The sequence below is a fragment of the Streptomyces sp. NPDC007983 genome, from assembly GCF_042958345.1.
In the GTDB taxonomy this organism is placed as follows: domain Bacteria; phylum Actinomycetota; class Actinomycetes; order Streptomycetales; family Streptomycetaceae; genus Streptomyces.
Map to the genome: position 1 here is coordinate 128,776 of NZ_JBIBJI010000010.1, position 17,720 is coordinate 146,495.

Here is a 17,720-nt window from a genome sequence, read left to right on the forward strand (position 1 = left end):
GACGGGAACACACCTTCATGCGCATCGGATTCCTCGGCGCGGGCCGCATCGGCACCTTCCACGCCGCCGCCCTGGCCGGTACGGACGGGGTCGACGACCTGCTGATCGGTGACGCCGACGCCGGGCGGGCCGCCGAGGTGGCCGAGCGTGTCGGCGCCCGGGCCGCCGTGTCGGTGGACGCGGTCTTCGAGAGCGGCATCGACGCCCTGGTGATCGCCACCCCGACCGTCACCCACGCCGAGCTGATCACCCGGGCGGCGCGCGCCGGGCTGCCCACGTACTGCGAGAAGCCCATCGCCCTGGACCTCGCGGGCACGGTCCGCGCGCTGGGCGAGGTCGAACGGGCCGGGACCATGCTCCAGATGGGGTTCCAGCGCCGGTTCGACGCCGGATATCTGGCCGCGCGGGAGGCGCTGCGGGACGGGCGGCTCGGCCGGGTGCACACCCTGCGGGCGATCACCTCCGACGCCGCGCCCCCGCCGCCGGAGTTCCTGCCCCACTCGGGCGGGCTCATCCGGGACTGTCTGGTGCACGACTTCGACGCCGTGCGCTGGCTGACGGGCCGCGAGGTGGTGGAGGTGTTCGCCTCCGGTTCGGACGGCGGCGCGGCCTTCTTCCGCGAGGCGGGCGACGTCGACACGGCGGCGGCGCTGCTCACCCTGGACGACGGCACGCTGGTCACCGCGACCGCCACCCGCTACAACGGGGCCGGCTACGACGTACGGATGGAACTGTCCGGGGACCGCGACCAGTTCGTGGTCGGCCTGGACGACCGTACGCCCTTCACCTCGGCCGAACCGGGCGGTCCCCCCGGGCCCGCCCGGCCCTGGGCCAACTTCCTGGAGCGGTTCGAGGCCGCGTACCGGGCGGAGCTGGCCGCCTTCGTCGCGGCGGCCCGGGGCGAGGCGCCCAACCCGTGCTCCGGCCGGCAGGCGCTCTCCGCGCTGCTGGTGGCCGAGGCGTGCGAGCTGTCCCGGCTGGAGCACCGCCCGGTGCGGCTCGCCGAGATCACCAAACGGATGTCCGAGCTGGAGCCCTGAGCCCACGGGGACCGTGCGTCACCCGTCGGTCACAGCCGTCACATCTCCGCGCGGCTTACGTCACAGGTGTTCAACAGCCCCTAGCCGCCCGTCACCCGGCGTCGTTCACCGGACACAGGCCGAGTGAAAGGGCGCGAGTGATGACCGATCGAAGGCTGTGGTCCTACAAGGAGATCGCCGCACATATCGGTGTGCAGACCGACACCGTAAGGTCCTATCGCAAGCACGGTCACATGCCGCCCCCCGACCTGGTGGAGGGCGGCAAGCCGTATTGGTACGCGGACACCATCCGGGGCTGGGTGGCCCGCAGACCCGGCAACCGCCGCGCCCGCCGCGAGGGCAAGGACCAGTGAGTGCCTCGCGGATCGCGCCGGGCGCTGCGGTGGGTCAGCGGGCGCTCACCCGGTCCCGGCGGCGGCCCTTCTCGTCCCCGGAGGCCGCGCCCCCGTCCGCCTTCCCGCCGGGGTCTTCGGAGGTGCCGCCCGAGCCACCGCCACCCGGAGAGGCACCGGAGGGAGCGCAGGACGAGGGTGCGGACTCCCCTTCGCTCAGCCCGAACCGGGTGTGCAGCCGCCGCAGCGGGCCCGGGGCCCACCAGGTGGCCCGGCCGGTCAGCTTCATCACCGCCGGTACCAGCAGACTGCGCACCACCATCGCGTCCATCAGCACGGCCAGGGCGATACCGAGGCCGAGCATCTTGGTGTTGGTGACCCGGGAGGTGCCGATGGCCACCATGACCACGGCCAGGATCAGCGCCGCCGCCGTGATCAGCCCGCCGGTGCGCCGCAGTCCGAACTCCACCGCCGCCTCATGGTCCCCCGTGCGCTCGTACTCCTCCTTGATCCGGGAGAGCAGGAAGACGCCGTAGTCCATGGAGAGACCGAAGGCGACGCAGAACATCAGCACCGGCAGGGTGGTCTCTATGTCGCCGGAGCTGGTGAACGACAGCGGCCCGGACAGGTGCCCCTCCTGGAAGACCCACACCATGGCGCCGAACATCGCGGTGAGGCTGAGCGCGTTGAGCAGCACGGCCTGGAGCGGGATCAGCACGCTTCCGGTGAGCAGGAAGACCAGCAGCAGGGTGACGGCGATGATGATCGCGCCCGCCCAGGGGACGCGGTCGCCCAGGGACTCCTTGGTGTCCACCAGGACGGCGGCGGTGCCGGTCACCGAGGCGCGGAACGGGGGACTCTGGGCCCGGATGTCCCGCACCAGGTCCTGGGTGGCGGGCTCCACGCCCTCGCCCTTGGGCTGCACGCTGAGATACGCCGCGCCGCCCGCCGCGCGCGCCGCCTCGGCCGGGCCGGGCCTGCCCACCTGGCGGCCGTCCGCGAAGTGCCCGGCCGGGCTGTCCACCCGCAGCACTCCGGGGAGGGCGGAGACCTTGGCGCTGTAGTCGGCGAGCGCGGCGGCACCGGGCTTGCCCTCGGCGAGGATCTCCACCCCGCCGCCGGGTCCGCCCGCGAAGCCGTCCCGGATGTGCTGCTGGACCACGTGGGACTCGGCGCCGGAGGGCAGCTGGCGGTCGTCCGCGGTGCCGAACTCCACCCGCAGGAAGGGCAGCCCCAGCGCCACCAGCCCGGCGACGGTGGCCAGCGCGAAGACCGGGGCGCGCCGCATGACCAGCCGGGCGAACCGCCCCCAGCCCGCGCCCGGTTCGGCCCGGTCGGCGGCGGCCCCGGTGGCCGCCCCGTCGGCGGCCCCGCCGGCGGTCCCGCCGGCCGCTCGACCGGCGGGGCGGCCGCGGCGCAGCAGCCGGGTGAGGTCCCACTTGTTGACCCGGTCGCCGAGCAGGACGAGCGCGGCGGGCAGCACGACCAGGGCGGCGGCCGCGGCGATGAGCACCACGGCGATGCCCGCGTAGGCGAAGGAGCGCAGGAAGTACTGCGGGAAGACCATCATCGCGGCGAGCGAGACGGCGACGGTCAGCGCCGAGAAGAGCACGGTCCGCCCGGCGGTGCGCAGGGTGGCGGCGACGGCCGGAAGCGTCTCCCCGCCCGCCGACAGCTCTTCGCGGAAGCGCCGCACGATGAACAGGGCGTAGTCGATGGCGAGCCCGAGGCCGAGCGCGGTGGTCAGGTTCTGCGCGAAGACCGAGACATCGGTGAACTCGGTGAGCACGCGCAGCACGGCGTCGGTGCCCAGGATGGCGATGACGCCGATGCCGAGCGGCAGCAGGGCGGCCACCGCGCTGCCGAAGACCATGACGAGCAGCACCAGGGTGACGGGCAGGGCCATCATCTCGGCGCGCAGCAGGTCTTCCTGAATGGTGGTCTGCATCTCCTGCTTGACCGCGACCGGTCCGCCGACGGAGACCTCGACCGGTCCGTGCTGTCCGCGGAAGTCGGGGGCGATGCGCTCCAGCGCCTTGCCCGCGGCGGTCTCGTCGCCGGTGATGCGCGCGGCGATGATCGCCTCACCGCGGTCCTTGCTGCGCAGGGCGGACGCGCCGGTGTCCCAGTAGGAGGTGACGCCGGTGACCGCCTTCTCGCCCGCGAGCTTCTTGGCGAGCGCCCGGGCCTCGGCGGCGACCGCCGGGTCGTCCACCTTCTTGCCGCCGCTGTCGACGAGCAGGATGAGGTTGGGCTGGGAGGCGGGGAAGCGCTTCTCCAGCGCCTTGGTGGCGTACGAGGACTGGGACGCCGGGTCCTCCCAGCCGCCGCCGGACAGCCGGTCGGCGACTCCGCTCCCGGCCACGACGGCGAGCGCCGTGAAGAGCAGGGCGACCAGCAGGGACAGCCGCGGCCTGGCGGTGACCAGGCGGGTCCATCCTCCGGTCCGCTCGCCGGGCGGCCGATTGACATCGGTCATGACGCGGTGTCCCCTTCACCTGTGCCCATGCGGCCGGCCCCCGCTCGGGCAGGCAGGCAGCATGGGTCGCTGATTGCCACGGAGCGGCAAACACGAGCGACCGCTCGCATTTCTCAAGAATGCGAGCGGCCACTCGTGTTTGTCAATCGCACATGGGAAGCTGTGGATTGTGACCGAGAGCCAGGTGGACCGACCCGCGAACCCTCGCCGCAGGCAGGCACGCGGCGAGCGCCGGATCCAGCAGCTGCTGGACGCCGCCGCCAGCGTCTTCTGCCGCACCGGCTACACCTCCGCGAGCACCAACGCGATCGCCCGCGAGGCCGGGGTCTCCCCCGGCACGCTGTACCAGTTCTTCCCGAACAAGGAGGCCATCGCCGTCGAGCTGGGCGACCGCCTCACCCGGCAGATGCGGGACGCCCACGGCGTGGCCTTCACCGACGAGAACGCCGCACTGCCGCTCGGCGAGATGCTGGACGTGGTCCTCGACCCGTTGATCGAGTTCAACCGCGCCAACCCCGTCTTCCTCACCCTGATCTGCTCCTCCGACACCCCGGGCGCGGTCGCCGAGGAGCACGCCGCGCTCCACACCGCGCTGCAGACCCGGGTCGAGGAGCTGATCGGCACCTACGCCCCCGAGCTGCCCGCGGAGCGCCGCACGCGCATCGCGAACATGGCGTTCGCGTTGTTCAAGGCCGGGCTGGAGCTGATCCTCTCCCACGAGGGCGAGGAGCAGGCGGCATACATCACCGAGATGAAGGCCTGCCTTTACGGGTACCTGGCCCCGGCCATCGGCACCAAGGCGGCACCCGCCCGGCACTGACCGCCACCGGCCGTGACACCCCCAGGGCGTATCGCGGCCATCGCGCGACGCCCCCTGTCGAGAGCGGGCGCACCCCCGGCTTCCGGGAATACCCCCTAGGGGTATAGAGTTGAAAAGGTCAGGAGGCGCTGCGCCAACCGGCGCCCCTCGCGTACCGTCAGCCACTCCCCCACAGAGGAGAAGTCCATGAGCTCCGAGGCGAACACCGTCACCGCCGTCTACCAGGTGACCGGCATGACCTGCGGCCACTGCGAGGGTGCCGTCGCCGAGGAAATCGGCGCCCTCGACGGCGTCAGCTCCGTCAAGGCCGTGGCCTCCACCGGCCAGGTCACCGTCGTCTCGGCCGCCCCGCTGGACGACGAGGCGGTCCGCGCCGCCGTCGACGAAGCGGGGTACGAGCTCGCATGACCATCACGGCTCCCGCCGCCGGGCACGAGGCGCGGGTCGAACTGGCCATCGGCGGTATGACCTGCGCTTCCTGCGCGGCGCGCATCGAGAAGAAGCTCAACCGGCTGGACGGCGTCACCGCCACGGTGAACTTCGCCACCGAGAAGGCCCAGGTGTCCTACGGCAGCGGCGTCGAGGTCGCGGACCTCATCGCCACGGTCATCAAGACCGGCTACACCGCCGAGGAGCCGCCCCCCGCCGAGCCGGAGCCCGAGCCCGCCCCCGACAGCCCCGAGGCCGCGGCCCCGGCGCCGGGCGAGCACGACCCGCTGCGCCACCGCGTGCTCGTCTCGCTCGTCCTGTCCCTGCCCGTCGTGGTGCTGGCGATGATGCCCTCACTCCAGTTCGACAACTGGCAGTGGCTCTCCCTCACCCTCGCCGCGCCGGTCGTCGTCTGGGGCGGCGCCCCCTTCCACAAGGCCGCCTGGACCAATGCCCGGCACGGCGCGGCCACCATGGACACCCTGGTCTCCCTCGGCACCCTCGCGGCGCTCGGCTGGTCCCTGTGGGCCCTGTTCTTCGGCGACGCGGGCATGACCGGCATGCGGCACGGCTTCGACCTCACCGTCACCCGTGCCAACGGCTCGTCCTCGATCTATCTGGAGGCGGCCGCCGGGGTCACCACCTTCATCCTCATCGGCCGCTATCTGGAGGCGAAGTCCAAGCGGCGGGCGGGGGCGGCGCTGCGCGCCCTGCTGGAGCTGGGCGCCAAGGACGTCGCCGTCCTGCGCGGAGGCAAGGAAGTACGGATCCCGGTGCGCGAACTGGCGGTCGGGGACCGCTTCGTCGTACGCCCCGGCGAGAAGATCGCCACCGATGGCACGGTGGCCGAGGGCAGCTCCGCCGTCGACGCCTCGATGCTGACCGGCGAATCCGTACCGGTGGACGTCGCGGTCGGCGACACGGTCGCGGGCGCCACCGTCAACATGGCGGGCCGCATCGTCGTGGAGGCCACCCGGGTGGGCGCCGACACCCAGCTGTCCCGGATGGCCCGCCTGGTGGAGGACGCGCAGAACGGCAAGGCCGAGGTGCAGCGGCTCGCCGACCGGGTCTCCGGCGTCTTCGTGCCGATCGTGCTGCTGATCGCCGTGGGCACCCTGCTGGCCTGGTGGCTGACGACGAACGACGCCACCGCCGCCTTCACCGCCGCCGTCGCCGTCCTGATCATCGCCTGCCCGTGCGCCCTGGGCCTGGCCACCCCGACCGCGCTCATGGTCGGCACCGGCCGCGGCGCCCAGCTGGGCATCCTCATCAAGGGCCCCGAAGTGCTGGAGTCGACCCGCCGGGTGGACACCGTCGTCCTCGACAAGACCGGCACCGTGACCACCGGCAGGATGCGGCTGCACCAGATCATCCCCGCCCAGCGCACCGGCGAGAACGAGCTGCTGCGGCTCGCGGGCGCCGTGGAGCACGCCAGTGAGCACCCCATCGCCCGCGCCATCGCGGACGGCGCGGCCGAGCGCGCCGGGGCGCTCCCGGCGCCGGAGAGCTTCGCATCGGTGCCCGGGCTCGGCGTCCAGGGCGTCGTCGACGGACACGCCGTGCTCGTCGGCCGCGACACGCTGCTCGCCCAGTGGTCCATCGACCTGCCGGAGGATCTGGCGACCGCCAAGGCCGCGGCCGAAGCGGAAGGCCATACGGCGGTCGCCGTCGCCTGGGACGGGCACGCCCGCGGCGTCCTCACCGTCGCCGACGCCGTCAAGGAGACCAGCGCCGAAGCCGTCACCCAGCTGCGCGCCCTCGGCCTCACCCCGGTGCTGCTGACCGGCGACAACCGGCGGGTGGCCGAGTCGGTCGCCCGCGAGGTCGGCATCGACGAGGTCATCGCCGGCGTCCTGCCGCAGGACAAGGTCGACGTCGTGAAGCGGCTGCAGGACGAGGGCCGGACGGTCGCCATGGTCGGCGACGGGGTCAACGACGCCGCCGCCCTGGCCACCGCCGACCTCGGCCTCGCCATGGGCACCGGGACGGACGCGGCGATCGAGGCCGGTGACCTCACCCTCGTCCGGGGCGACCTGCGCGTGGCCGCCGACGCGATCCGGCTGGCCCGCCGGACCCTCGCCACCATCAAGGGCAACCTGTTCTGGGCGTTCGGCTACAACGTCGCCGCGCTGCCGCTCGCCGCGGCCGGTCTGCTCAACCCGATGATCGCGGGCGCCGCGATGGCGTTCTCCTCCGTGTTCGTCGTCAGCAACAGCCTGCGACTGCGTTCCTTCACGGCGTCCACGGTCTCCACCAAGTCCCCATAAGCCGCACAACACCCATACACAAGAGCCTCGAATTTTGAATCGGGGCTCTTGCCCTTTTACGCCCCCATATGGCAAGAGACGCAGATCACAGACAACCCAACGTAACCATTGAGGGGGGTCGCGAGTCTAATGGGGCGGTGGGGATACGTCTTGGGGGACGCATCCTGCTACGCGTGGCCGGGGCGACGTACCCGGGGAGCTTTGAGCGGCCCTCCCGTACGTACGCGTCCCGGCAGATCGCGTCCGTACGAGCCCGTACGGCCCACAGAACGCCCGGGCCGGATCCCGTGGGGGGAATCCGAACCGGGACAAGGGAAGCGCCCCGCTCCGACCCGTGGGGGGATCGGCAGCGGGGCGCTTCTCGCTTTGTTCGGCGCCGCCTTCAGGGCCGCGCTTCAGCGCCGTCTCTAGCGCTGCTCCACCGGGATGAAGTCGCGCTCGACGACGCCCGTGTAGATCTGGCGCGGGCGGCCGATGCGGGAGCCCGGCTCCTTGATCATCTCGTGCCACTGGGCGATCCAGCCCGGCAGCCGGCCGAGCGCGAACAGCACGGTGAACATCTCGGTCGGGAAGCCCATCGCCCGGTAGATCAGACCGGTGTAGAAGTCCACGTTCGGGTAGAGCTTGCGCTCCACGAAGTAGTCGTCGGCGAGCGCGTGCTCCTCGAGCTTGAGCGCGATGTCGAGCAGCTCGTCGGACTTGCCGAGCGCGGAGAGGACATCGTGCGCCGCCGACTTGATGATCTTCGCCCGGGGGTCGAAGTTCTTGTAGACGCGGTGCCCGAAGCCCATGAGCTTCACGCCGTCTTCCTTGTTCTTCACCTTGCGGATGAAGGTGTCGACATCGCTGCCGGACGCCTGGATGCCCTCCAGCATCTCCAGCACCGACTGGTTGGCGCCGCCGTGCAGGGGGCCCCACAGGGCGTTGATGCCCGCCGAGATGGAGGCGAACATGTTGGCCTGCGAGGAGCCGACGAGCCGGACCGTCGAGGTCGAACAGTTCTGCTCATGGTCGGCGTGCAGGATCAGCAGCTTGTCGAGCGCGCTGACCACGACCGGGTCCAGCTCGTACTCCTGCGCCGGGACCGAGAAGGTCATGCGCAGGAAGTTCTCGACGTAACCGAGGTCGTTGCGCGGGTAGACGAACGGATGGCCGACCGACTTCTTGTACGCGTACGCCGCGATGGTCGGCAGCTTGGCCAGCAGCCGGATCGTCGACAGGTTGCGCTGCTTCTCGTCGAACGGGTTGTGGCTGTCCTGGTAGAACGTCGACAGCGCGCTGACCACGGAGGACAGCATCGCCATCGGGTGCGCGTCCCGCGGGAAGCCGTCGTAGAACCGTTTGACGTCCTCGTGGAGCAGCGTGTGGCGGGTGATGTCCTCACGGAACGCGGCCAGTTCGTCGACCGTCGGCAGCTCACCGTTGATCAGAAGGAAGGCGGTCTCCAGGAAGGAGGCGCGCTCCGCCAGCTGCTCGATGGGGTACCCGCGGTACCGCAGGATGCCCTGCTCACCGTCCAGGTAGGTGATGCCGGACTTGTACGCGGCGGTGTTGCCGTAACCGGAGTCCAGGGTCACCAGACCGGTCTGGGCGCGCAGCTTGCCGATGTCGAAGCCCTTGTCGCCGACGGTGCTGTCGACCACCGGGTAGGTGTATTCGTCGTCTCCGTACCGCAGTACTACAGAGTTGTCGCTCACGTCATCCCTCACCGACGTCTGGTTCTCTTCCTCGAGGTGCCCTGACTCCCCCCACCTTCCCCTACTCGGGTGATGAACGTGCACTCGGGGTCGACTGAAGGGCCTTTTGGCGGCACTCAGTGCCGCCTACACGGCCATCCTGCCCCGTCCGTCACCGTTCGGAAACCCTCTTGACACACTCGACTCCTATGCCCCGCCGAGCCGGTGATCCAGCGCCGTACAGCGTCTGCCCGCCGAGACGGTACGCACCGCCTGCCCGAGCGCGCGGCGCGATCCGACCAGCACCACAAGGCGCTTGGCCCGGGTCACCGCCGTGTACAGCAGGTTCCGCTGCAACATCATCCAGGCCCCGGTGGTCACCGGAATCACGACGGCCGGGTACTCACTGCCCTGGGAGCGGTGGATGGTCACCGCATAGGCGTGAGCCAGCTCGTCCAGCTCGTCGAAGTCGTACGGCACCTCCTCGTCCTCGTCCGTCAGCACGGTCAGCCGCTGCTCGTCGGTGTCGAGGGAGGTGACGACTCCAACCGTGCCGTTGAAGACCCCGTTGGCCCCTTTCTCATAATTGTTGCGGATCTGCGTCACCTTGTCGCCGACACGGAAGACCCGGCCGCCGAAACGCCGCTCCGGCAGGTCCGGCCGGGCCGGGGTGATGGCCTGCTGCAACAGTCCGTTGAGCGTGCCCGCGCCCGCCGGGCCGCGGTGCATCGGGGCGAGGACCTGCACGTCACGGCGGGGGTCGAGGCCGAACTTCGCGGGCACGCGGCGGGCCGCGACATCCACGGTCAGCCGCCCGGCCTCCTCCGTGTCGTCCTCCACGAAGAGGAAGAAGTCCGACAGGCCCTGCGTGATCGGCGGGGCGCCGGAATTGATCCGGTGGGCGTTGGTGACCACCCCGGACTGCTGCGCCTGGCGGAAGATCCGGGTCAGCCGGACGGCCGGCACCGGGCTGCCGTCGGCCAGCAGATCCCGCAGCACCTCCCCGGCGCCGACGCTCGGCAGCTGGTCCACATCCCCCACGAACAGCAGATGGGCGCCCGGCGGGACCGCCTTGGCCAGCTTGTTGGCCAGCAGCAGATCGAGCATCGACGCCTCGTCGACGACCACGAGGTCGGCGTCCAGCGGGCGGTCCTTGTCGTACGCCGCGTCCCCGCCGGGCTTCAGCTCCAGCAGCCGGTGCACGGTGGACGCCTCGACCCCGGTCAGCTCGGCGAGCCGCTTGGCGGCCCGGCCGGTGGGGGCCGCGAGCACCACCTTGGCCTTCTTGGCGCGGGCCAGCTCCACCACGGACCGCACGGTGAAGGACTTGCCGCAGCCGGGGCCGCCGGTGAGCACCGCGACCTTCTCCGTGAGCGCGAGCCGCACCGCCTGGCTCTGCTCGGGCGCCAGGTCGGCGCCGGTGCGCTTGGCGAGCCAGCCCAGCGCCGCGTCCCAGTCCACGCCCTGGAAGGCGGGCATCCGGTCCTCCTCGGTGCGCAGCAGCCGCCGCACCTGACCGGCCAGCGAGATCTCGGCGCGGTGGAAGGGCACCAGATAGACCGCCGAGACCGGCTCGCCGTCCTCCGGGCCCGGTACCGGCTCGCGCACCACGCCCTCGTCCTCGGCCGCCAGCTCGCCCAGGCAGTCGATGACCAGGCCGGTGTCGACCTGGAGCAACTTCACGGCGTCGGCGATCAGTTGCTCCTCGGGGAGGTAGCAGTGGCCCTGGTCGGCGGACTGGGACAGCGCGTACTGCAGACCGGCCTTGACCCGGTCGGGGCTGTCGTGCGGGATGCCGACCGATTGGGCGATCTTGTCGGCGGTGAGGAAGCCGATGCCCCAGACGTCGGCGGCCAGCCGATACGGCTCGTTCTTCACTATCGCGATCGACGCGTCGCCGTACTTCTTGTAGATCCGCACCGCGATGGATGTGGAGACGCCGACGCCCTGGAGGAAGACCATCACCTCCTTGATGGCCTTCTGCTCCTCCCAGGCCGCGGCGATCATCTTCGTCCGCTTGGGGCCGAGGCCGGGGACCTCGATCAGCCGCTTCGGCTGCTCTTCGATGACATCGAGGGTGTCGACACCGAAGTGCTCGGTGATCCGGTCGGCGATCCGGGGGCCGATGCCCTTGATGAGGCCCGATCCGAGATAGCGCCGGATGCCCTGCACCGTGGCGGGCAGCACGGTCTGGTAGTTCTCGACGGTGAACTGTTTGCCATATTGCGGGTGGGAACCCCAGCGGCCCTCCATCCGCAGCGACTCGCCCGGCTGCGCGCCCAGCAGCGAGCCGACGACGGTCAGCAGATCGCCCGAACCACGGCCGGTGTCGACCCGGGCGACCGTGTACCCGTTCTCCTCATTGGCGTAGGTGATCCGCTCCAGAACCCCTTCGACCACCGCGAGTTTGAGCATGCACCGACCGTACCGCCGGGGGCGGACACCGGGTCAGGGTGCGAAGCGAGCCTGTGGATAACCCGGAGGGCCCGCGGTGACGGTTCGGGCGGAGCGGAACATCACGATCCGATTGCGGCCCGCTCCGGCATCTTGCCCCGCCCTCGTGTAATCGATTCCAATCTCCCTCGGCGTCATCGATGTAATCGATTCCACGAGGAGGTGGGGCGATGCCGGCCATCAAGGACGTGGCGCAGCGCGCCGGGGTCTCCGTCGCGACGGTCTCCCGGGTGCTCAACGACCACCCGTCCGTACGGACGGACACCCGGGACAAGGTGCTCGCCGCCGTCGCCGACCTCGGCTACCGGCCCAACGCCGTCGCCCGCTCGCTGCGCACCCATCAGACCCGCGCCCTCGGGCTGGTCATCAGCGATGTGCTGAACCCTTTCTTCACCGAGCTGGCCCGCTCGGTCGAGGACGCGGCCCGGGACCGGGGCTACAGCGTGGTCATCGGCAACGCCGACGAGCGGCCCGACCTCCAGGACCACCACGTCCGCACCCTGGTGGACCGCCGCATCGACGGCCTGCTGGTCAGCCCCACCGACGGCGGCTCCCCGCTGATGCTGGACGCCGCCCGCAACGGCACGCCCATGGTCTTCGTCGACCGCTGGATCGAGGGCGAGGGACTGGACGAGGTGCCCGTCGTGCGCACCGACGGCCGGGGCGCGGTCCGCGATCTGGTCGCTCATCTGCACGCCCTCGGCCACCGCCGGCTCGCCATCATCGCGGGCCCGGCTGCCACCACCACCGGGCGCGAACGGGTGGACGCCTTCCGCTCCGCCCTGCGCGAGTTCGGTCTCGCCCTGTCCGCCGACCACATCGGCCAGGGCGACTTCCAGGCCGACAGCGGGCGGCGGGTGACCGCCCGCTTCCTGGATCTGCCCGACCCGCCGGAGGCGATCTTCGCCGCCGACAATCTGATGGCGCTCGGCGCGATGGACGAGATCCGCTCCCGCGGGCTGCGGGTGCCCGACGACGTGGCGCTCGCCGCGTTCGACGACATCCCGTGGTTCGTCCACACCGATCCGCCGATCACCGCCATCGCCCAGCCCACCGGAGACCTCGGCCACGCAGCCATCGGCGCGCTGATCGACCGCGTCGAGGGGCGGACGGCCGCATCGGTGACCCTGTCCGCCCGCCTGGTCCCCCGCCGCTCCTGCGGCGAGCCCGAAGGGAGCACGCCATGACCACGACGCCCAGCCCCGAGCCGGAACCGGCGGACCACGGGGCGGAGATCCTGCGGATGGAGGGGGTCCGCAAGACGTTTCCCGGCGTGGTCGCGCTGGACGGCGTCGACTTCGACCTCCGCCGGGGCGAGGTGCACGTCCTCCTCGGCGAGAACGGCGCGGGCAAGAGCACGCTGATCAAGATGCTGTCCGGCGCGCACCGCCCCGACGGGGGACGCGTGCTGGTCGACGGCGGTCCGGTCCGTATCCACGGGGCGCAGGACGCCGAGCGGTTGGGCATCGCCACCATCCACCAGGAGTTCAACCTCGTCCCCGACCTCAGCGTCGCCGAGAACATCTTCCTGGGCCGTCAGCCGCGCCGCTTCGGGCTGATCGACCGTACGGCGATGGACGAGCGGGCCGCCGAACTCCTCACCCGCGTCGGCGTGGACGTCTCCCCCCGTACGCGCGTCCGCGACCTGGGAATCGCCCGGCTGCAGATGGTCGAGATCGCCAAGGCGCTCAGCCTGAACGCCCGCGTCCTGATCATGGACGAGCCGACCGCCGTGCTCACCACGGAGGAGGTCGACAAGCTCTTCCGGATCGTCCGCACGCTGCGCGCGGACGGGGTGGGCGTCGTCTTCATCACCCACCACCTGGAGGAGATCGCCGCCCTGGGCGACCGCGTGACCGTCCTGCGCGACGGCCGCAGCGTCACCCAGGTCCCGGCCACCACCGATCAGGACGAACTGGTGCGGCTGATGGTCGGACGGTCCATCGAGCAGCAGTACCCGAGGGAGCGCCCGGCGTCCGGCAGCGCTTCCGGGAGTGCGGGCGAGCCGTTGCTGAAGGTCCGGGGACTCGGCCGCGGCGGCAGCTTCCAGGACATCGACTTCGACGTGCGTGCCGGGGAGGTGGTCGGCCTCGCCGGTCTCGTCGGGGCGGGCCGTACGGAGGTCGTACGGGCCCTCTTCGGCGCCGATCCGTACGACACCGGCACCGTCGAGGTCGCGGGCGTGCCGCTGCCCCGCCATGACGTGGTCGCCGCGATGGACGCCGGGATCGGCCTCGTACCGGAGGACCGCAAGGGCCAGGGGCTCGTCCTGGACGCGTCCGTGCAGGAGAACCTGGGCCTGGTCACGCTGCGCGGCACCACCCGCGCCGGGTTCGTCGACCGGGCCGGGCAGCGCCGCGCGGCGGAGCGGATCGCCGAGCAGCTGGCGGTCCGGATGGCCGGACTCGACCAGCACGTGCGCACCCTCTCCGGCGGCAACCAGCAGAAGGTCGTCATCGGCAAGTGGCTGCTCGCCGACAGCAAGGTGCTCATCCTCGACGAGCCGACCCGCGGCATCGACGTGGGCGCCAAGGTCGAGATCTATCAGCTCATCAACGAACTCACCGCCTCCGGCCACGCCGTCCTGATGATCTCCAGCGACCTCCCCGAGGTGCTGGGCATGAGCGACCGCGTCCTGGTCATGGCGCAGGGCCGGATCGCCGGAGAGCTGACGGCGCGGGAAGCGACCCAGGACGCCGTCATGGCCCTGGCGGTGAAGGACGTCAAGGGCGTCGAAGGAAGCACAGACGGCGCCGTCGAAGGAGTCGGCGTCAACGAAAAGGAGGGCTCCCGTGGCCACTGACACGCTCGCGTCCACGAAGGACCCCGGGGGCCCGGCCGTACTGCGCCGCGTGCTGCTCGACAACGGCGCGCTGAGCGCCCTGGTGCTGCTGGTGGCGGCGATGTCGCTGCTGTCCGGCGACTTCCTCACCACCGACAATCTCCTCAACGTCGGCGTCCAGGCGGCGGTCACCGCGATCCTCGCCTTCGGCGTCACCTTCGTCATCGTCTCCGCGGGCATCGACCTGTCTGTCGGCTCGGTGGCCGCGCTGTCCGCCACGGTGCTCGCCTGGTCGGCCAGTTCGCAGGGGCTGCCGGTGTGGCTCGCGGCGCTGCTCGCCGTCGCCACCGGCGTCGCGTGCGGCCTGGTCAGCGGGGCGCTGGTGTCGTTCGGCAAGCTGCCGCCGTTCATCGCCACGCTCGCGATGCTGTCGGTCGGCCGGGGCCTCGCCCTGGTCATCTCGCAGGGCAGCCCCATCTCCGTCCCGGACTCGGTGTCCGGCCTCGGCGACACGCTCGGCGGCTGGCTGCCGGTCCCGGTGCTCGTGATGATCGCCATGGGCCTGATCACCTCCGCGGTACTGGGCCGCACGTACGCGGGCCGCGCCATGTACGCGATCGGCGGCAACGAGGAGGCGGCCCGGCTCTCCGGCATCCGGGTGGGCCGTCAGAAGCTGGTCATCTACGCCCTGTCCGGCGGCTTCGCCGCGATCGCGGGCATCGTGCTCGCCTCCCGGCTGTCCTCCGCGCAGCCGCAGGCGGCGGTCGGCTACGAACTGGACGCGATCGCCGCGGTCGTCATCGGCGGCGCGAGCCTGTCCGGCGGCGTCGGCAAGGCGTCCGGCACGCTCATCGGCGCGCTGATCCTGGCCGTGCTGCGCAACGGGCTCAACCTGCTGGAGGTCTCCGCCTTCTGGCAGCAGGTCGTCATCGGCGTCGTCATCGCGCTCGCGGTGCTGCTCGACACGGTGCGCCGGCGCGCCGGGGCCCGGCCCGCGGCGCCGGGCGCGTCGGCGGGCGGTCCCTCCGGTGGCGGCCGTAAGGCGGCCGTGAACGCAGGGAAGTTCGCGGTGGCCGCCGTGGTCGTCGCCGCGTTCGCCTTCGGCTCGTCCCTGTGGCACTCCGGTTCGGACAGCGGCGCGAAGACCAAGGTGGGGCTGTCGGTCTCGACCCTCAACAACCCCTTCTTCGTCCAGCTCAAGGCGGGCGCGCAGGCCGAGGCCAAGCGCGCCGGGATCAGCCTCACCGTCACCGACGCCCAGAACGACGCCTCCCAGCAGGCCAATCAGATACAGAACTTCACCAGCCAGAACATGAAGTCGATCATCATCAACCCGGTCGACTCCGACGCGGCGAGCCCGTCCGTCAAGGCGGCCAACAAGGCCGGTATACCGGTGCTCGCGGCCGACCGCACCGTCAACAAGGCGGACGTCGCGTCCCTGGTGGCCTCCGACAACATTGCGGGCGGCAAGCTCGCCGCCAGGACGCTGGCCGAGCGGCTGGGCGGCAAGGGCCGGATCCTGGTCCTCCAGGGCGTCGCCGGTACGTCCGCCTCGCGCGAGCGCGGCCAGGGCTTCGCGGAGGGACTGAAGGCGTACCCGGGCATCAAGGTCGTCGGCAAGCAGCCCGCGGACTTCGACCGCACCAAGGCCCTGGACGTGACCACCAACCTGCTCCAGGCCCACTCCGGCGTCGACGGCGTCTTCGCCGAGAACGACGAGATGGCGCTCGGCGCGATCAAGGCGCTGGGCTCCAAGGCGGGCAAGTCCGTCAAGGTCGTCGGCTTCGACGGCGAACCGGACGGTCTCAAGGCGGTACGGAACGGCACGCTCACCGCGACCGTCGCCCAGCAGCCCGAGCAGCTGGGGCGGCTGGTCGTACGGAACGCGATCAAGGCCGCGAAGGGTCAGAAGATCGCGGGTGCGGTCAAGGTCCCGGTGAAGGTCGTCGCGGCGAAGTGAACGGCTCACCGGCTGACACGTAACAGATGACAGGTGTCGGCTGACGACCAACGGCTGGCGGGTATCGGCTGACAGGTATCAGCTGACAGGTATCAGCTGACAAGTGACGGCTGACGAATGACGGCTGACAAAATCGCCCGTCTGAAAGGACATACCGCATGCACGACTACGACCTGCTGGTCGTGGGCTCGGCCAACGCCGATCTGGTGGTCGGCGTCGACCGCCGCCCCGGGGCCGGGGAGACCGTCCTCGGCTCCGACCTGGCCGTCCACCCGGGCGGCAAGGGCGCCAACCAGGCCGTCGCCGCCGGTCGGCTGGGGGCCCGTACGGCCCTGCTGGCCCGGGTCGGCGACGACGCCTACGGCCGGCTGCTGCTGGACTCGCAGCGGGAGGCCGGGGTCGACACCGTCGGCGTCCTGGTCGGCGGCGCGCCCACCGGAGTCGCGCTGATCACGGTGGACCCCTCGGGCGACAACAGCATCGTGGTCTCCCCCGGCGCCAACTCCCGGCTCACCCCCGAGGACGTGCGCGGCGCCGGGAGCCTGCTGGCCGCCGCCCGCGTCGTCTCCCTCCAGCTGGAGATCCCGCTGGAGACGGTCGCCGAGGTGGTGCGCACCGCTGACGGGGGCTTCGGCGACCGGCCCGGGCCGCGCGTGGTGCTCAACCCCTCGCCGCCCGCGCCCCTCCCCGCCGAGGTGCTGGCCGCGTGCGATCCCCTCGTCGTCAACGAGCACGAGGCGCGGTATCTGCTGAGCGACGATCCGGCCGGGGACGCCACGGACCCCGAGGCGTGGGCGTCGGCGCTGCTGGCGCGCGGCCCGCGCTCGGTGGTGGTCACCCTGGGCGGCGCGGGCGCGCTCGTCGCCGACGGCGACCGTACGGTCCGGGTGCCCAGCCTGCCGGTCGACGCCGTGGACACCACGGGCGCCGGTGACGCCTTCACCGGCGCGCTCGCCTGGCGCCTGGGCGTCGGCGACGACCTGGAGACCGCGGTCCGGTACGCCGTACGCGTCGGCGCGGCCGCGGTGACCCGGGCCGGGGCGCAGGTGTCGTTCCCGACCGCCGACGAGGTGGCCGCACTGTGAAGCGTGCGGGGATCCTCAACCGTCATCTGAGCGCGGGCATCGCGCTGCTGGGCCACACCGACACGGTGATGGTGTGCGACGCGGGCCTGCCCATACCGTCCTCCGTTCCCGTCGTCGTCGACCTCGCCTTCAGGGCGGGCGTGCCGTCCTTCGAGCAGGTGCTGACCGGGCTGCTGGACGAGCTGGTGACCGAGGGGGCGGTCGCGGCGCAGGAGGTGAGCGAGCACAACCCGGCGGCGATGGCCCTGCTCGACGCCTGCTTCCCGTACCCCGCTCTGGATCTCGTGTCCCACGAGGAGCTGAAGTCCCGGACGGCCACGGCGAAGCTGGTCGTACGGACCGGCGAGGCACGGCCGTACGCGAACGTGCTGCTGCGGTGCGGCGTGCCGTTCTGAC

13 protein-coding genes are annotated in these 17,720 nt (G+C 71.6%); 10 read left to right on the plus strand and 3 right to left on the minus strand.

The window, feature by feature from the left end; all coding sequences use genetic code 11:
- The first annotated feature begins 17 nt into the window (after positions 1–17).
- Both ACFZCY_RS28695 and ACFZCY_RS28700 read left to right on the plus strand, forming a co-directional pair.
- Positions 18–1,040 carry a Gfo/Idh/MocA family oxidoreductase gene (locus tag ACFZCY_RS28695; RefSeq protein WP_391179389.1) on the plus strand — a complete coding sequence of 341 codons (1,023 nt, stop codon included), beginning with the start codon at positions 18–20 and terminating at the stop codon, positions 1,038–1,040.
- Positions 1,041–1,180: 140 nt separating this feature from the next.
- A complete protein-coding gene (locus ACFZCY_RS28700; protein WP_391179391.1) occupies positions 1,181–1,393 on the plus strand; it encodes a MerR family transcriptional regulator in 213 nt (70 codons plus the stop codon).
- A gap of 34 nt (positions 1,394–1,427) precedes the next feature.
- On the opposite strand, the gene ACFZCY_RS28705 is transcribed toward ACFZCY_RS28700, so the two are convergent.
- On the minus strand, positions 1,428–3,851 hold the full coding sequence (locus ACFZCY_RS28705) for an MMPL family transporter (RefSeq protein ID WP_391179393.1): 2,424 nt from the start codon (positions 3,849–3,851) through the stop codon (positions 1,428–1,430).
- Positions 3,852–4,020: 169 nt separating this feature from the next.
- On the opposite strand from ACFZCY_RS28705, the gene ACFZCY_RS28710 reads away from it, so the two are divergent.
- The 3 genes from ACFZCY_RS28710 to ACFZCY_RS28720 all read left to right on the plus strand — a co-directional run bounded on the left by ACFZCY_RS28710 (position 4,021) and on the right by ACFZCY_RS28720 (position 7,367).
- Positions 4,021–4,671 (plus strand): TetR family transcriptional regulator, encoded by a 651-nt coding sequence (locus tag ACFZCY_RS28710; RefSeq protein WP_391179396.1) that lies wholly within the window; start codon positions 4,021–4,023, stop codon positions 4,669–4,671.
- 186 nt (positions 4,672–4,857) lie between these two features.
- Positions 4,858–5,079 carry a heavy-metal-associated domain-containing protein gene (locus ACFZCY_RS28715; RefSeq protein ID WP_179934388.1) on the plus strand — a complete coding sequence of 74 codons (222 nt, stop codon included), beginning with the start codon at positions 4,858–4,860 and terminating at the stop codon, positions 5,077–5,079.
- A complete protein-coding gene (locus ACFZCY_RS28720) occupies positions 5,076–7,367 on the plus strand; it encodes a heavy metal translocating P-type ATPase (RefSeq protein ID WP_391179400.1) in 2,292 nt (763 codons plus the stop codon). Before ACFZCY_RS28715 ends, ACFZCY_RS28720 begins: the two co-directional genes overlap by 4 nt.
- A 407-nt stretch (positions 7,368–7,774) precedes the next feature.
- Here ACFZCY_RS28720 and ACFZCY_RS28725 read toward each other — a convergent pair whose 3' ends face one another.
- Both ACFZCY_RS28725 and ACFZCY_RS28730 read right to left on the minus strand, forming a co-directional pair.
- Positions 7,775–9,064: a citrate synthase gene (locus ACFZCY_RS28725; protein ID WP_361474902.1), complete on the minus strand. Its 1,290-nt coding sequence runs from the start codon at positions 9,062–9,064 to the stop codon at positions 7,775–7,777.
- Positions 9,065–9,250: 186 nt separating this feature from the next.
- Entirely contained in the window at positions 9,251–11,458 is a 2,208-nt protein-coding gene (locus tag ACFZCY_RS28730) for an ATP-dependent RecD-like DNA helicase (RefSeq protein ID WP_391179404.1), read from the minus strand.
- A gap of 209 nt (positions 11,459–11,667) precedes the next feature.
- Between ACFZCY_RS28730 and ACFZCY_RS28735 the strand changes: the two genes are divergently transcribed.
- The 5 genes from ACFZCY_RS28735 to rbsD all read left to right on the plus strand — a co-directional run bounded on the left by ACFZCY_RS28735 (position 11,668) and on the right by rbsD (position 17,719).
- Entirely contained in the window at positions 11,668–12,684 is a 1,017-nt protein-coding gene (locus ACFZCY_RS28735; RefSeq protein WP_391179407.1) for a substrate-binding domain-containing protein, read from the plus strand.
- Positions 12,681–14,300, plus strand: a complete 1,620-nt coding sequence (locus tag ACFZCY_RS28740; RefSeq protein ID WP_391179410.1) for an ATP-binding cassette domain-containing protein — start codon at positions 12,681–12,683, stop codon at positions 14,298–14,300. The genes ACFZCY_RS28735 and ACFZCY_RS28740 overlap by 4 nt, the downstream gene beginning before the upstream one ends.
- Entirely contained in the window at positions 14,290–16,239 is a 1,950-nt protein-coding gene (locus ACFZCY_RS28745; protein WP_391179412.1) for a substrate-binding domain-containing protein, read from the plus strand. The genes ACFZCY_RS28740 and ACFZCY_RS28745 overlap by 11 nt, the downstream gene beginning before the upstream one ends.
- Before the next feature lie 158 nt (positions 16,240–16,397).
- A complete protein-coding gene (locus ACFZCY_RS28750; protein ID WP_391179415.1) occupies positions 16,398–17,324 on the plus strand; it encodes a PfkB family carbohydrate kinase in 927 nt (308 codons plus the stop codon).
- The gene (gene rbsD / locus ACFZCY_RS28755; RefSeq protein ID WP_391179418.1) at positions 17,321–17,719 is read left to right on the plus strand and encodes a D-ribose pyranase; all 399 of its coding nucleotides are present in this window, start codon (positions 17,321–17,323) and stop codon (positions 17,717–17,719) included. Before ACFZCY_RS28750 ends, rbsD begins: the two co-directional genes overlap by 4 nt.
- The last annotated feature ends 1 nt before the right edge of the window (position 17,720 follow it).

Excerpts from the sequence above, each read along its gene's own strand:
- ACFZCY_RS28695 (WP_391179389.1), top strand. The coding sequence starts at position 18 with ATGCGCATCGGATTCCTCGGCGCGGGCCGCATCGGCACCTTCCACGCC.
- ACFZCY_RS28700 (WP_391179391.1), top strand. The coding sequence starts at position 1,181 with ATGACCGATCGAAGGCTGTGGTCCTACAAGGAGATCGCCGCACATATC.
- ACFZCY_RS28705 (WP_391179393.1), bottom strand. The coding sequence starts at position 3,851 with ATGACCGATGTCAATCGGCCGCCCGGCGAGCGGACCGGAGGATGGACC.
- ACFZCY_RS28715 (WP_179934388.1), top strand. The coding sequence starts at position 4,858 with ATGAGCTCCGAGGCGAACACCGTCACCGCCGTCTACCAGGTGACCGGC.
- ACFZCY_RS28720 (WP_391179400.1), top strand. The coding sequence starts at position 5,076 with ATGACCATCACGGCTCCCGCCGCCGGGCACGAGGCGCGGGTCGAACTG.
- ACFZCY_RS28730 (WP_391179404.1), bottom strand. The coding sequence starts at position 11,458 with ATGCTCAAACTCGCGGTGGTCGAAGGGGTTCTGGAGCGGATCACCTAC.
- ACFZCY_RS28735 (WP_391179407.1), top strand. The coding sequence starts at position 11,668 with ATGCCGGCCATCAAGGACGTGGCGCAGCGCGCCGGGGTCTCCGTCGCG.
- ACFZCY_RS28740 (WP_391179410.1), top strand. The coding sequence starts at position 12,681 with ATGACCACGACGCCCAGCCCCGAGCCGGAACCGGCGGACCACGGGGCG.
- ACFZCY_RS28750 (WP_391179415.1), top strand. The coding sequence starts at position 16,398 with ATGCACGACTACGACCTGCTGGTCGTGGGCTCGGCCAACGCCGATCTG.